Origin of the sequence: Paraburkholderia sp. PREW-6R (genome assembly GCF_039621805.1) — a bacterium.
In the GTDB taxonomy this organism is placed as follows: domain Bacteria; phylum Pseudomonadota; class Gammaproteobacteria; order Burkholderiales; family Burkholderiaceae; genus Paraburkholderia.
This window is the reverse complement of record NZ_CP155073.1, coordinates 684,215-697,916: the sequence shown is the minus strand read 5'-3', so window position 1 is coordinate 697,916 and position 13,702 is coordinate 684,215. Positions and strand designations below refer to the sequence as shown.

The following is a 13,702-nucleotide window of genomic DNA, read 5'->3' as shown; positions in this document are numbered from 1 at the left end:
AATTAACACGACCACTGAACACGCAGCCATCGTCGCTGCCGAAGCCGCCTACAACGCGTCGGATCTGACGCTGCGCGACCGGCTGATCGAAGCAGGCATCCTCATCTCGACCGGCGAAGACGGCCTTTATGGCCGCAGTGAAGTCTTCGAGGACGTGATCGAGCGCCTGAACCATGTCATCACGCTGCTGGGCGCGGATCAGCACGCGGAAGTGCTGCGCTTCCCGCCCGCCATGCGGCGTCGCGATTTCGAGGACAGCGAGTATCTGAAGAGCTTCCCCGATCTCGCCGGCACGATCCACTCGTTCCAGGGCAACGATGCGGGCCACCGCCGCCTGCTGTCCGCGCTCGACCAGACCGTGGCCGCCGGCGACGGCGAGCGCAGCGACGAATGGATGGACCAGCAGAAGCCCACGCGTCTCGTGCTGACGCCCGCGGCGTGCTATCCGATCTATCCGGTCGTGGCAAAACGCGGCGCGCTGCCCGAAGACGGCCGCACCGTCGACGTGTTCTCGTACTGCTTCCGCCATGAACCGTCGATCGATCCGGGCCGCATGCAGATGTTCCGGATGCGCGAATACGTGCGCGTCGGCAGCCCCGAGCAGGTGATGGCGTTCCGCCAGAAGTGGATCGAGCGCGGCTCCCTGCTCGTGCGCATGCTCGCCATGCCGTTCGAAATCGACCTGGCGAACGACCCGTTCTTTGGCCGTGGCGGCAAGATCGTCGCCGATAGCCAGCGCGCGCAGCAACTCAAGTTCGAGCTGCTGATTCCGGTCGCAACGCCGGATCGGCCGACCGCGTGCCTGTCGTTTAACTATCACATGGATCATTTCGGCGTGCTCTGGAATATCCGCCGCGCAGACGACGAAATCGCGCACACGGCATGCGTCGGCTTCGGCATGGAACGCACGACGCTCGCGCTGTTCCGTCATCACGGACTCGACGTCAACGCGTGGCCGCAGTCCGTGCGGGACCTGCTGTGGGGCGACACACAGGCCGTGATCAACGACGCGATGATGGACGGAGCATGACCTACGGACTGCACCTCGAGCGGAGCGGCGCGCATTTCATGCGCGCGCACGAGCCGCACGCGTTGCATCAGGGCGAGCGCGTGTGGACCGAAACCAATTGCTACGTCGATCTGTGGATCGAGCTGCTGAACGCATATGGTCTCGATCCGCACGCCGCGCTCGGTTTCACCGTACGGCAGGATTTCGAAGACGACCAGTTCACGTTCTTCAAGTATCCGCTCGAAGATCTCGACCTGCTTTACGGGCTCGACGTGCAGGAGCTGGCGATCTATGAATCGCTGGAAGAGCGCGTAGCCGTGCAGATCCGGCGCGGCCACAGCGTACTTGTGGAAGTGGATGCGTTCTACCTGCCCGATACGCGTGCAACCACGTATCAGCGGGACCACGTAAAAACCACCATTGGTGTCGACTTTATCGATACCGATGCGCGCCGCCTCGGCTACTTTCACAACACGTTCTATTGCGTACTCGAAGGCACGGATTACGACGGGGTGTTTCGTCGACTGCCCGCGCTTGCGGCTCAGCCCGACCTGTTGTACCCCTATGCCGAATTCACGAAGCGCGCGCGTCCCGCGCTGGCAGGCCCGGCGCTCGTCGAGGCGTCGCTGGGCAGGCTCGCGACGCATCTCGCGCGGCGTCCGCAGGACAATCCCGTTACCCGCTGGCGCGCGGCATTTGCGCAGCATGTGGAGACTATCCTCGCGCGTGGCGAGCCGTACTTTCATCTGTACACGTTCAACGTGATGCGTCAGTTCGGCGCAAACTTCGAACTCCTGTCGAAGTATCTCGGCTGGCTGCAGGAACGGCACGTGGAGATTCCCGCGAGCATTCCCGCCGCGGCGAAGACAATCGCGAGCGAGGCCATGGTGGTGCAGTTCCGCACCGTGCGTGCGTTGATGCGCAAGCGCCGTGATCTGTGTGAAGACTGCTTCGACGTGCTTGAAGCCGCTTACGAACAAACACTTCCGCCGCTCGTCGCGCTATTCGGCGACGCGGCTGCCATCCGCTGATGCGAGCCGCCATGCGCGGTGCGCGACGGCGCCAGTAACAGGAGCAGGCGGCGTCGCGCGCCTTCCTCCGCGCACTATCGAGGACCGAACCCCGCGATGCGTTTCACTTCATCGAGCCTAGTCCCCGCCCACGCTTGCCTGGTCGCTGCAGCACCCTTCGGACGCGCGCTCGAAAGCGGCTGGCAGTGTGTGAGCACCGCCGCCGGCGCATGCGCGTCGCCCGCTGCGCTCGCGGCCCTGCCCGTCACCGCGCAATGGCTCGACGCGCCGGTGCCGGGAACGGTCGCGGCCGCGTGGCGGGCAGCCGGCCAGCTCGACCTCGACACGCCCCGCGCTTTCGCTTTCGACGACCACTGGTACCGGCTGGCGCTTCCCGGCAATGGCCCGTGCCGTCTGCGTTTCCAGGGACTCGCCAGCATCGCCGAAGTCTGGATCGACGAAGAAAAGCGGCTCGACTCGACTTCGATGTTCGTCGCTCACGAGCTGGACGTCGAACTGCGCGGCGACACCACGCTTTATCTGTGCTTTCGCTCGCTCGGCCCCGCGCTGGCCGCAAAGCGCACGCGCGCGCGCTGGCGCCCGAAGCTCGCGCAGCCCGCCACGTTGCGCAACGTCCGCACGACGCTGCTCGGCCACATGCCCGGCTGGTGTCCGCCCATTCAGCCCGTCGGCCCGTGGCGCGCCGTGCAAAGACTGGACGAGGCCGCATACGCCATCGAGCGCGCCGACCTGCACACGCGTGTGGACGGCAGCGCGGGCATACTCGATGTCGTGTTGCGCTTTGTCCATCCGGCGAAGCATTCGCCCGAAGCACGGCTCACGTGTGCCGGCGAATCGGTGCAACTCGAGTGGCGCGACGCGCACACGCTCGCCGGCACCATGCGGATCGACGAGGTGCCGCTCTGGTGGCCTCATACGCATGGCACGCCCACGCTGCACATGGCGACATTGCATATCGACGGCGCGGCGCCGGTCGAACTCGGCACGGTCGGCTTTCGCTCGATCGACGTCGATCGCGGCCCGGACGGCGCAGGTTTCCAGTTGATCGTCAACGGCGTGCCGGTGTTCGCGCGCGGCGCGTGCTGGACTTGCGCCGATATCGTGACGCTCGACGGCACGCCGCAACAACTCGAAGCGTCGTTCGCCCTTGCCCGCGAGGCGGGCTTGAACATGCTGCGCGTCGGCGGCACGATGCTCTACGAGTCCGACAGCTTTTACCAGCTCGCCGATGCTTACGGCATGCTCGTCTGGCAGGACTTCGCGTTCGCGAATTTCGACTACCCAACCGACGCCGCATTCGAGGCAGCCGTCCACGCGGAGGCCACGCAGTTCCTCGCCCGCACCCGCCGCTTCGCCTCGCTCGCCGTGCTGTGCGGCGGCAGCGAAGCGGACCAGCAAGCGGCGATGCTCGGTCTGCCCGCGTCGCTTGGCGAGCAAAAACTCTTCACCGCGCAATTGCCCGCGCTCGTCGCCGCTCATCGGCGCGACGTGCCTTACGTCGTGAATTCGCCGTCGGTTGCGCCCGGCGATACGGACGGCTGGCCGTTCGGCACGCGGGCGGGCATTACCCACTACTACGGCGTGGGCGCCTACCAGCGCCCGCTGGACGACGCCCGTCGGGCGAACGTACGGTTCGCGAGCGAGTGCCTCGCGTTCGCCAATGTGCCCGACGACGTCGCGCTGCACGCGGTGCCCCATGCAACGCGCCCGCATGAGCCGAACTGGAAACGTGCAGTGCCGCGCGACCCCGGCGCAAGCTGGGATTTCGACGACGTCCGCGAGCACTACTTAAAAACGCTGTATGGCGTCGAGCCGTCACGTCTGCGCTATGAAGACCCTGAACGCTATCTCGACCTGTCGCGGGCGGTTGTCGCGGAACTCATCGGCGAGGTGTTTTCGGAATGGCGGCGCAGCGGGTCGTCGTGTGCGGGCGGCCTCGTCTGGCAGTTTCAGGACTTGCGCGCGGGGTGCGGGTGGGGTGTCGTCGATGCGTTAGGCGCGCCAAAAAGCGCCTGGCACGGCATGAAGCGCGTCTTTGGCTCAGTGCAGCTTCTTGTCACCGACGAAGGGCTCGATGGTCTGGACATTCACCTGGTGAACGAACGCGCGACGCCGCTCACGGCGCAATTGGACATCCGCTGCCTGCGCGACGGCGCAACGGCTGTGGTCCGCGCGTCACGTGAACTGACACTCGAGCCGCGCGGTACGACGTGCGTGAAGGCGTCGGCACTGATCGGACAATTTTTCGATTTTACCTACGCGTACCGTTTCGGACCACGGCAGCACGAAGCAACGGTGGTTTCGCTGCGCGACGCGGCTACCGGCGAACTGCTGTCGCAGGCATTCCACTTTCCCGATCGCACACTCGACGCGCGACACGACCTCGGTCTGGACGTGCGGGTCGAACCCGCGGGCGATGGGTGGGAGCTGGTGGTCAGCGCGAGGCGTCTTTCGCGCTGGGTGCATATCGTCGATCCGCACTTCTTCGCGCTCGACGACTGGTTTCACCTGCCGCCGGGCGAAGAGCGCCGCGTGCGGCTCGTGGCGCGCCCGGCGACATCCGGAGAACGGCGGCCGGAGGGTGAAGTGAGCGCGCTGAACGGCGCGGCAGCCGTGCGCTACGAAGTGACCGGCGTCGACTGAACTCGCACAAGGCCTGCGCCGGCAGCGAGGCGTAACGATCCCGCCGCTACGGCGCTTTTACGAAGCCCGTGTTGCCGGCGGCACGCTGCGCAGCGCGGTGGTGGTCGCCGGCTGGTAGTCCGGCACCCAGCGGCGCAGGTCACGACGCACTTCGTCGTCGGCCGGCACGCGGTGCTGCATCAGCCACGGCAGCAAGTTGTCGATCAGGCTATCCGGCACTTCGCGCGCCTTCGCAATGCGCAGCTTCGGATGCGGCGTGCGCGTGGTGGTCTCGTCGTCCGCGAGCAATTCCTCGTACAGCTTTTCGCCCGGGCGCAGGCCCGTGAACACCACGCGGATCTGCTCTTCGGTAAAACCGTACAGGCGGATCAGGTCATGCGCGAGGTCCGCGATACGCACAGGCTTGCCCATGTCGAGAATGAAGATCTCGCCGCCGCGCCCCATGCTCGACGCCTGCAGCACCAGTTGCGATGCTTCCGGGATGGTCATGAAGAAGCGCGTGATCTCGGGATGCGTGACCGTGACCGGGCCGCCGCGCGCAATCTGTTCCTGAAACTTCGGAATCACGCTGCCGGCGCTGCCGAGCACGTTGCCGAAACGCACGATCTCGAACTGCGTGCGACGCGTGCCCTGCTGCTGCAAAGCCGAGCACGCCATCTCGGCGAGACGCTTGCTCGCGCCCATCACATTGGTGGGATTGACCGCCTTGTCGGTGGAGATCAGCACGAAGTGGGCGACGTCATGGCGGATCGCCGCGCGCGCGACGCGATAGGTGCCGAGCACATTGTTGCGCACCGCCTGCCACGTGTTGACCTCTTCCATCAACGGCACGTGCTTGTAAGCAGCGGCGTGAAAGACGATATGCGGACAGTAGCGCGCCATCACCTGGTCGAGCAGCAGCGAATCCTTCACATCGCCGATGATCGGCACCAACGACACTTCCGGATATTTATCGCGCAACTCTTCGTTGAGCCGGTAGATCGAGAACTCGGAGATATCGAACGCGACGAGCTGCACCGGCCCGAAGCGCAGGATCTGCCGGCACAGCTCCGAGCCGATCGAGCCGCCCGCGCCGGTCACCATCACCACGCGGTTTTTCAGCAGCGCTTCGACGTGTTCCGTGTCGATCATCACCGGGTCGCGGCCCAGCAGGTCTTCCAGATCGATCTGCCGCACGCGCGACAGGAAGGCCTGGCCCTGCGTGAGCGGCGTCAGCGCGGGCAACGTCATGGCCCGCACGCCGGCGCGCACGCATAGCGTGGCGATGCGCCGGTGCGCTTCGACGGAGGCCGACGGCACCGCGATGATCACGTGCTCCACCTTCATGTCGGCGGTGATCTTCTGCAGGTCGCTGATTGCGCCGAGCACGCGGTAGCCGTAAATCTCGCGGCCCTGCTTGACCGGATCGTCGTCGAGCAGCCCGGCGAGCCGCCATTCGCCCGAACGCTTCAGCTCCCGCACGAGATTCGCGCCGGCATTGCCCGCGCCGAGCACGAGCACGGGCTTGCCCTGGCCGACGAGACCGCCGTAGCGGTAAAACTCCTTGGCCGCGCGATAGAGCGCGCGCGAGCCGCCCATGGCGAGAAACAGCAGCATCGGCGAGACGATCAGCACAGAGCGTGGCACGACCGGCGCCGGTTGCAGCAGCGCCGAGCCGATCATCACGACGAGCGCGCCGACGCCGATCGCCTTCGCGATCCGTACAAGGTCGGGCAGGCTCGCGAACACCCACATGCCACGGTAAAGACCGTAGCTGCGAAACATCACCGCATAGATCAGCAGCACCCAGACGAGTGCGTGCAGCCCGCTCGACCAGAACGGATGAGGTACCGGACCGTTAAAACGGATCACGTAGGCCAGCATCCAGGCCAGCGCCACGGCACATAAGTCAAAAGCGAACGCACTGAACGAAAGCCATCGGGCTTTGAATCTTTTCATTGCGCGAAACCTCAGGATTGCCCGGAACGGGACAGGTGGCGCTGCCAGTGGCGATCAATGTACAGCCCGGCCACGACGAGCACCACTGCCCACGCGACGACAACCAGCCATTGATGCAGGGCGGCAACTCCCAATGCCCACAAAGCAAGCATTATGCCCATCGCCATCAGGAAATACCACGCCCAGGCGGTCGCGGCGTGGCCGTTATGTGATTGCACAGTCCTCGATAATAGTGGCCGTAGTGCGCTGCCACAACTTTACCGCACGCAGCAGGCGTTTTAACAATGGTGCATGTGCGTGCCTGTGACCGCTGCCACCCCGCGCCTAGCGCAATCGCGCCACAACGGGCGACTTGAGTAGTAAGGAAGCGAATATGGCGGCGAATGAAGCGATCGGCATCGACTGTAACAAATTGACGGGTTATGGGCTAGGCGCGCGGCGTGATAGTGCACGCCGTACACCCTGCCCCCATTTGCCCGATGATGCGCACGAAGACGTTGGCACCGGACTTGTAATGGCGCACACATTCGGGCGGCGGCAAAAGCGCAGCAGATGTTTAGCTGCATGCCTTGCGCTGCGGGCGTTAATGGTAGAGCGGACGAGCAGCGCTGACGCGTCGGCAGAACACATGGTAGACAGGGCGCTCGTACTACGTAGTTCTACCTGCCAGATGGAAAAAGGGTCAGCGCGCGTTGATCCGCTAGGGCGTGGGAATGAGGACTGAAGCGAAGATGCGCACCGTGCAAATGCTCACGTCGGCAGAATGGCGGTAACCTGGTTGGGCTCAATCTGAGGAGTTTTGACCGAAGAGTCGTGGCTCCAGCGTACATTGCGCCGGATGACGCGCGCCGGATTGCCTGCCGCCGCGCAATTCGCGGGTACAGATTTCGTAACAATCGAACCCACGCCAATAATGCTGCCCTCTCCGATCGAGACGCCCTTCAAAATCCTGACGTCTGACCCGACCCACACGCGCGAGCCCAGCACGACGGATTTGGGTTCATTTATGCGAGCGCCGGTCTCCATATTGAACACTGAATGCCAGTCGCTCGTACGTAAGTCGATGTCCCACGAAAAAAGGCAGCGCTCGCCGACCACGATTTTCGTCGCGCGCTCGACCGCGAAGAAATTGGCCTTGACGATGGTGGTGGCGTGATGGATCTCGACACAGGTTTCGTCGGCGCCCAGCGTCGCGGAGCCTTCGCTGATCTGAACTGCGCGACCGATCAGGAGGCGTGTACGGTCAGCCATGCGTTCCGGACCATTGTTCGCCTGCGACTGGATACGAAAGTTGCTGACGCAACAGTCTTCGACAAAGCGATATTCGTTGTCGTTACCGTGGATCTCGATAACGACGTTGTTGAGACAGGAGCGCTCGACAAGAACGCGATTACCGTTTCCATAGATAACGATGCGAACGTTGTCCAGAATCGCGCCATCGTGATGCAACACCTCGTTCCCGTGTCCGTGGTTTTCGATCTGAATTGATTTCATTGCCCTCTTCCCGTCCGTTACCAGATGTTACCACTGGCAAGCAGGTTCGACCGAAGACATGTTCGTTGAATTGTTTGAGGCCTTACCAGTTGCTTACGCCTCGACCGGGCGAATTGAGGCAATTGCAGCGCAATGCTGTACCACGAACTGTGACCTTTCAGTTAGTCCAGCCAGTGGGCGAACCGGGTGCCGCGAATAAACCTTGAAAATTCCTCGTAGTTTTCAATGATTTCTGACAAGTCTCCCCCATTGATCTTTTGGTGGCTGGCCGCAGTATCAAAGTGCGGCAGTCCGAAAAAACTGAATACCGCGCCAATCCCGGCTTCATCTTTAGTCAGTTTCTCGTAGGATATTGAAAAGACCTCACCTGCGACTTCATTTGTTATCAAGTCGTCAATTTCTTTTTCTGCTTTCTGATATTGCTCTGCAATTTTAATTAACCGGGCCGGGTCGAGGTGAACTTTGCGTCTCTTAATAGGTTTCGCAACCGCATCGCTAATTTTTATATTGTGGTTAAACGTGGTCAGATAAAGCTGCTGGGCAACCAAATATGAAAGCGCCTGTCTTAGAACATTTTCCCGATACAGCCTCAAATACTTCACGTCATAGTAATTGAACGCGGAGATCAATTCGTGATCGTATTTTCTGATCTTCGACGTCAGGAACATCAGCTTCGGTTCTTCAACAATCTTGTGATACTCGGTCATGGTTGGGACAGTAAAGTAGTCGTCCAACCATCCGAGAAACTCCGCTCTGCCTCGACCGGAAAAGGAATCCAAAGGCTCTGCAACTGCATAGGCGTTCGGATGCGCTCGTATACGATCGGCCAGATACGTTCCGCCAGAACGCGAAGTAAATAGGCAGACGCCTCGCGCCGGACCCGCCATCAGCCGGTCGTGATGCGCCCTAGCTTCCGCGTTGCTTTGCACATACTGGTAAGTCCGCACCCCGGCACTCTTATAATAACCACCGCCAAGTGGACGGACGCTTCCGCAGGGACGCACGATAATTTCGGTAGGGCTATAGCCGGGCAACGCGGCGTCAATACGGAATTCGAAACCCGTGCCTTCGATGCCGGCGGAGACGAGATCCGAGCGAGAAATTAAGCTTGATGGCTGAATAACGAAACGTCGATCGACGACGACCTCAACATCGACATCGCACCACCCGATGATTTTCGTGCTTGTTAAAATATCGACAAAACCGTTCATCGTTATTGCCCTTCCTGATTGTTTATGATGCTAGAAATGGTCGCACCGGAGTGATCGTCGAAAACCTGCTGATTTCCAATTGTAATTGATACTGACAAACGTACGCCGCAGCGCTCTCCCATGTCACGCATCGGTCAACGCGCGACTCTTCCACCTTTTACAGAGGCCACCCCCACTCTATTGAAAGCTTCACACGTTCGATGCGGCACGTCGTATTTCCGTTGAGTTTTCAATCTGTGATGGCCGTCGCTTGGGTGAAGGCCGTCGCTCAGCATGAGCCTGCCACTTCGGCAACGACATAACGTGGCCGTACTGCTTTGGCAGCGGTAAATGCTGCTGCGCCGCCATCTGCTCGATGGTGGACCCATCCTGCTAATAGCCATGTTGATAGAGGCGCTCTTCACCGGATTCGGCTCTTCGAGAATCGCCATTCGGTCATTTTTCTGCGAGTCGCCAATAGATTGCATCAGGTTCGCGGAACTGCTTCTGCGCCTTGTGATTAAAATTCGCGGACTGCCGTCGTAGATGCCGAGGTTCTGGATCAGGATCTTCAACGAATCCAGCGTGAAGTGTTCACATAAGGGTTCACACCATTCGCACCGGTCGCCGACTCGCCGAGGATCTCACGCTGACTAATGTGTCATATGTCGGGAAGGGAACCTGAAGCAGGACGGCGGGATTGTTAGGCGTCTGCCACAACTTCCTTAGTTTATCCGTGGCCTGAAACCCGAACATCGTGGATCACCGTGGACGGCGATCGATACTTCTTTCGGACGGCGCAGACTGAGCCGAGGTGTGCTCGACGAAGTCCGTAAACGACGGCAGCAGCAGCATGTTGGAAAAATACGTGATGTGATCGCCGTCGAAAAGCACCGGCTTGCCGTCACGATACGCGTGACAGGCGTCGCTTGAGCAGAGCGTGGGCAGCGGGTCCCATACGCTGACATTCGGCACCGAATTTTCGATTTGACCATACGAGGCAAGAATCGGCGCACGCAAATTCTCGAGCAACGACCTCTGCTCGGAGAGCCCGTTGGCGCAGATTGGGTTGTCGCGGTTAAACCAGTCCGCGCAGCGATAGGGAATGCTTTCGAGCATCGGCGTCGGCGCTTCGAACACGACGTGTGCGCCACGTGTCGCCACGGCGCGAAGGAATGGGAGCGCGCGTTCGATGGCCTGCTGGCGTCCTTGCGCTGCCAATTCGCTGTACATCGCACGATGGGCGGAGTCGGCACCAAAAATCGTCCACTGCTCGACCATTCGGGGCAGCCGCAAGGACGCGAGAAAGACGATGTCACCAGCTTTGATGTTCGGCAGCATGTCCGTGACAGACGCGTCGCCAAACGCCTTGCACCGGTCGTCGCGGCCCGGCACCCACGGTTGCAGGCTAATAAACGGACAGCCTCCTACGTTGTAGGAATATACGGTTGCACCGGTATTGGCAACGAACTGCTTCAGCATGCCCGTGTAGGCCATCGCGTGAGAATCCCCCAGCACGAACACGTTATGCGCGAAGGTGGCGGGGGTTTTACATTCGCCTCGCTGGTAAATCCAGACGGTACCCCCCGCGAAATTACGCGCGGTGAGCGACGTCTGGCAGCCATCCGGTGACGTCGCGACGGGCGGACCTTCCGGATACCAAAGCGCCATGTTTCGCGTGACTGTGCTCAGAGAAATGCGAGGCTGGTTCGAGGCGATGGCCGACGAGAAAAAATAGCCCGACGCCACTAGCGCAAGACCCGACGCGATCACCACCGGCTTGGCGGCATTGCGCAGGGCCTTTCTCGGAGGCTGTTCGACAAAGCGATAGGACAGCAGCGCCAGCACGGCGGTCAGAGAGAGCGCGAGAACCTTCCAGTAATACGCATCCAGGCCCACGGTCCAGCGGAATAGAACGAGGACGGGCCAGTGCCAGAGGTAAAGGGAATACGAGATTTTCCCGATGCGCACCATCAGCGGACGCGTGAGCAGCGCGTACGCGAGGCCACCGCGGCGCCCATGCATCGCGCCCAGGACAATAGCTGTGCCAATGACTGGCAGCACGCACGCAGGAAAAGGCGCCGTCTCAGGACGCGCCAGAATCAGACCGACCCCGAGCGCAACGAGACCGATATCCGCAGCAATGGCATACCACTTCTTCTGCGGACTTATATTGTCGAACGAGTGCCCGCGTGCGTGCATGATCTGGAACAGCAGCACGCCAATGCCGAGTTCCCAGAAACGCGACCACATCATGTAGAAGGCTTGCGTCTCATCGGTGCGTCCGAGCCGGATGGCACAGATGAAAGACGCGACCAGCGCGACGGCGAACAGGCCGATAGAAAGGCGTCGGCGCCCGCGCAGCCAGAACACGAACAGCCACGGGAACGCCAAATAGAATTGCTCCTCAACCCCCAGCGACCACGTGTGCGTGAACGGATTGAATTCAGCAACCGGCGAGAAGTAGTTGCCCGTGTTCGCCGATAGGATGAAGTTCGACAAGCCTAGGAAGGCAAAGAGCCCGGTGTGCTGATTGGATAGCGAGAGCCACGCCTGCGGGATGAACAGCGCCGACGCAATGAACGTCACCAGCAGCATCACGACCAGCGCCGGCGTGATTCGAACGAGGCGCCGCGCGTAAAAGTAGCCGAGGAAGCGCCAGAGGCCCATGTTCCCGAGCTCGCTGACCGACAGGGCCACCACGAAGCCTGAGATCACGAAGAACACGTCAACCCCGGCAAACCCGCCTGGAAGCCATTTCGAGTTGAGGTGGTATGTAATGACGGACAGGACGGCAATCGCCCTTAGCCCGTCGATGTACGCAGCGTGAAATGGCTTCTTTTCCATAAGCAAATGGGATTATATCGTCGGCGGAGCCGGGGATCATACCCCACCCGAAACACGAAACGGAGGCGTTTTGATTAAGCTAGGTCGGTGCCACGGACGCAGCGCCTGATTTCTGCCGCGAAAGCTGAACACTCGATCAGACCGTTCCTGATGCAAGGTTCCCCGCTTTGTAGTGGCGATCATTCTACGGGCTTCTGCTTGCGATGCCGGTCACGCTCATGAATTTTTGTGTGGCGCTTTGCAGTATCACTTTGCCGGCAATATTATCTTGCGGATACGCAGAATCCGGATTTTATGGGGCGTCCGTGGAAGTTCCACCTTCGAACCAAAGAGGGCTGTTCGGCAAAATATCTCAATACGCCAGATGGCTCGCTCAAGTCATTTCGGCCACCGGCGTCCACGCAACCGCAGATTATGCGTAGTGCCATCAAATTAATCTCGATCGTTTCATTCTGAGCCGGCAATGAACGCTCTCGTGTTCGGAACCTGCCGATCCCGGATCAGCGCGCTTTGAATCTCATCGTTGGCTTTAAGCCTTTGAACGGTTTTCGGAATGCGCGACATACAACCTCCAGCGGCGGTCCACCAACAATCCAGCGCAAACCAGAACTAGGCACCACAAGGCGACCACCGTCAACTGGAGCGCGAGCCCAAGCGTCAGTGCGCAGCACCCGATCACGACGCCGCTCGCCATCCCCAGATACCAAATGCCGGCAGTTTCCGAGTGACTGATCCCGCTGCGAATTATGCGCTGGTAATAGTGCTCGCGATGCGCCTGCCAAAATTTCTCGCCGCGCGCAAGCCGTTTGAGCAAGGTCACCGATGCATCCGCAATGAACGGCAGGAACACCATGGCCGGAAACCAGAGCGGCCATACGCCGCGAAGCCAGCCCCAGTAGCCGAGCGCGCCCGCCAGAAAGCCGAGCGGGATCGAGCCCACGTCGCCGAGAAAGAGCCGGGCCGGATTAAAATTGAACAGCAGAAAGCCTGACGCCGCACCTGCAACAATGGCGCACGCCATCGCGAGCGACGGATCGGCATGAATGCTGATTGTCGCAGCAACCGCGTAGCCACCGAAGCCGAATAGCGCCATACCGCCGGCGAGCCCGTTCGCGCCGTCCATGAAGTTGTACAGATTGACCAGCCAGACTAGCGCGAATCCGAGACCCCCGAGGAACCACCACGGCACTTGAGCCGGATAAACGACGATGAGCGCCGCGACCGCCGCCACATGTCCGGCGAATCGTACCCGCGCAGGCAGGCCGCGGCGATCGTCGATCTGGGACAGCAGCGCGAGCAGTGCCGCCAGCAGCGCGGTCATCCACAGGCCGCTCGCCAGCGCGCCAATCAGCACACAGACGGCCGGTACGATGCCCCATCCGCCGATGCGCGGCACGGGACGGGTGTGCAGCGACCGGTCATTAGGGACATCCGTTGCAAGCCGCGAGGCGAGGCCGGTCTTCAGCAGCGCCAGCAGAATCGCCGAGCACAGGGCCAGCGCGAGCAACGCAACACCCGCAAGATGAAGGAAAAAGTCGAAGCTCGACATA

The 13,702-nt window shown here is 61.2% G+C and carries 9 protein-coding genes; 3 read left to right on the top strand and 6 right to left on the bottom strand.

Annotated features, from left to right (window positions below; all coding sequences use genetic code 11):
- Window position 1: 1 nt before the first annotated feature.
- The 3 genes from AAGS40_RS03070 to AAGS40_RS03060 all read left to right on the top strand — a co-directional run bounded on the left by AAGS40_RS03070 (window position 2) and on the right by AAGS40_RS03060 (window position 4,683).
- A complete protein-coding gene (locus tag AAGS40_RS03070; RefSeq protein ID WP_345814229.1) occupies window positions 2-1,030 on the top strand; it encodes an amino acid--[acyl-carrier-protein] ligase in 1,029 nt (342 codons plus the stop codon).
- A complete protein-coding gene (locus tag AAGS40_RS03065) occupies window positions 1,027-2,040 on the top strand; it encodes a DUF1839 family protein (protein ID WP_345813102.1) in 1,014 nt (337 codons plus the stop codon). Before AAGS40_RS03070 ends, AAGS40_RS03065 begins: the two co-directional genes overlap by 4 nt.
- A gap of 96 nt (window positions 2,041-2,136) precedes the next feature.
- Window positions 2,137-4,683: a glycoside hydrolase family 2 protein gene (locus tag AAGS40_RS03060; RefSeq protein ID WP_345813100.1), complete on the top strand. Its 2,547-nt coding sequence runs from the start codon at window positions 2,137-2,139 to the stop codon at window positions 4,681-4,683.
- 57 nt (window positions 4,684-4,740) lie between these two features.
- Here the strand turns inward: AAGS40_RS03060 and AAGS40_RS03055 are convergent, their stop codons facing one another.
- The 6 genes from AAGS40_RS03055 to AAGS40_RS03030 form a co-directional block, all read right to left on the bottom strand.
- Window positions 4,741-6,621, bottom strand: a complete 1,881-nt coding sequence (locus AAGS40_RS03055; protein WP_345813099.1) for a nucleoside-diphosphate sugar epimerase/dehydratase — start codon at window positions 6,619-6,621, stop codon at window positions 4,741-4,743.
- Between the two features lie 11 nt (window positions 6,622-6,632).
- Window positions 6,633-6,839, bottom strand: coding sequence for a hypothetical protein (locus AAGS40_RS03050; RefSeq protein WP_345813097.1), 207 nt, complete (start codon window positions 6,837-6,839; stop codon window positions 6,633-6,635).
- A 532-nt stretch (window positions 6,840-7,371) separates the two neighbouring features.
- Window positions 7,372-8,115 (bottom strand): acyltransferase, encoded by a 744-nt coding sequence (locus tag AAGS40_RS03045; RefSeq protein ID WP_345813096.1) that lies wholly within the window; start codon window positions 8,113-8,115, stop codon window positions 7,372-7,374.
- Window positions 8,116-8,276: 161 nt separating this feature from the next.
- Window positions 8,277-9,326 carry a hypothetical protein gene (locus tag AAGS40_RS03040; protein ID WP_345813095.1) on the bottom strand — a complete coding sequence of 350 codons (1,050 nt, stop codon included), beginning with the start codon at window positions 9,324-9,326 and terminating at the stop codon, window positions 8,277-8,279.
- 741 nt (window positions 9,327-10,067) lie between these two features.
- Window positions 10,068-12,152, bottom strand: coding sequence for an acyltransferase family protein (locus AAGS40_RS03035; protein ID WP_345813094.1), 2,085 nt, complete (start codon window positions 12,150-12,152; stop codon window positions 10,068-10,070).
- A 529-nt stretch (window positions 12,153-12,681) separates the two neighbouring features.
- Window positions 12,682-13,701, bottom strand: a complete 1,020-nt coding sequence (locus AAGS40_RS03030; RefSeq protein ID WP_345813093.1) for a glycosyltransferase family 4 protein — start codon at window positions 13,699-13,701, stop codon at window positions 12,682-12,684.
- Window position 13,702 lies beyond the last annotated feature (1 nt).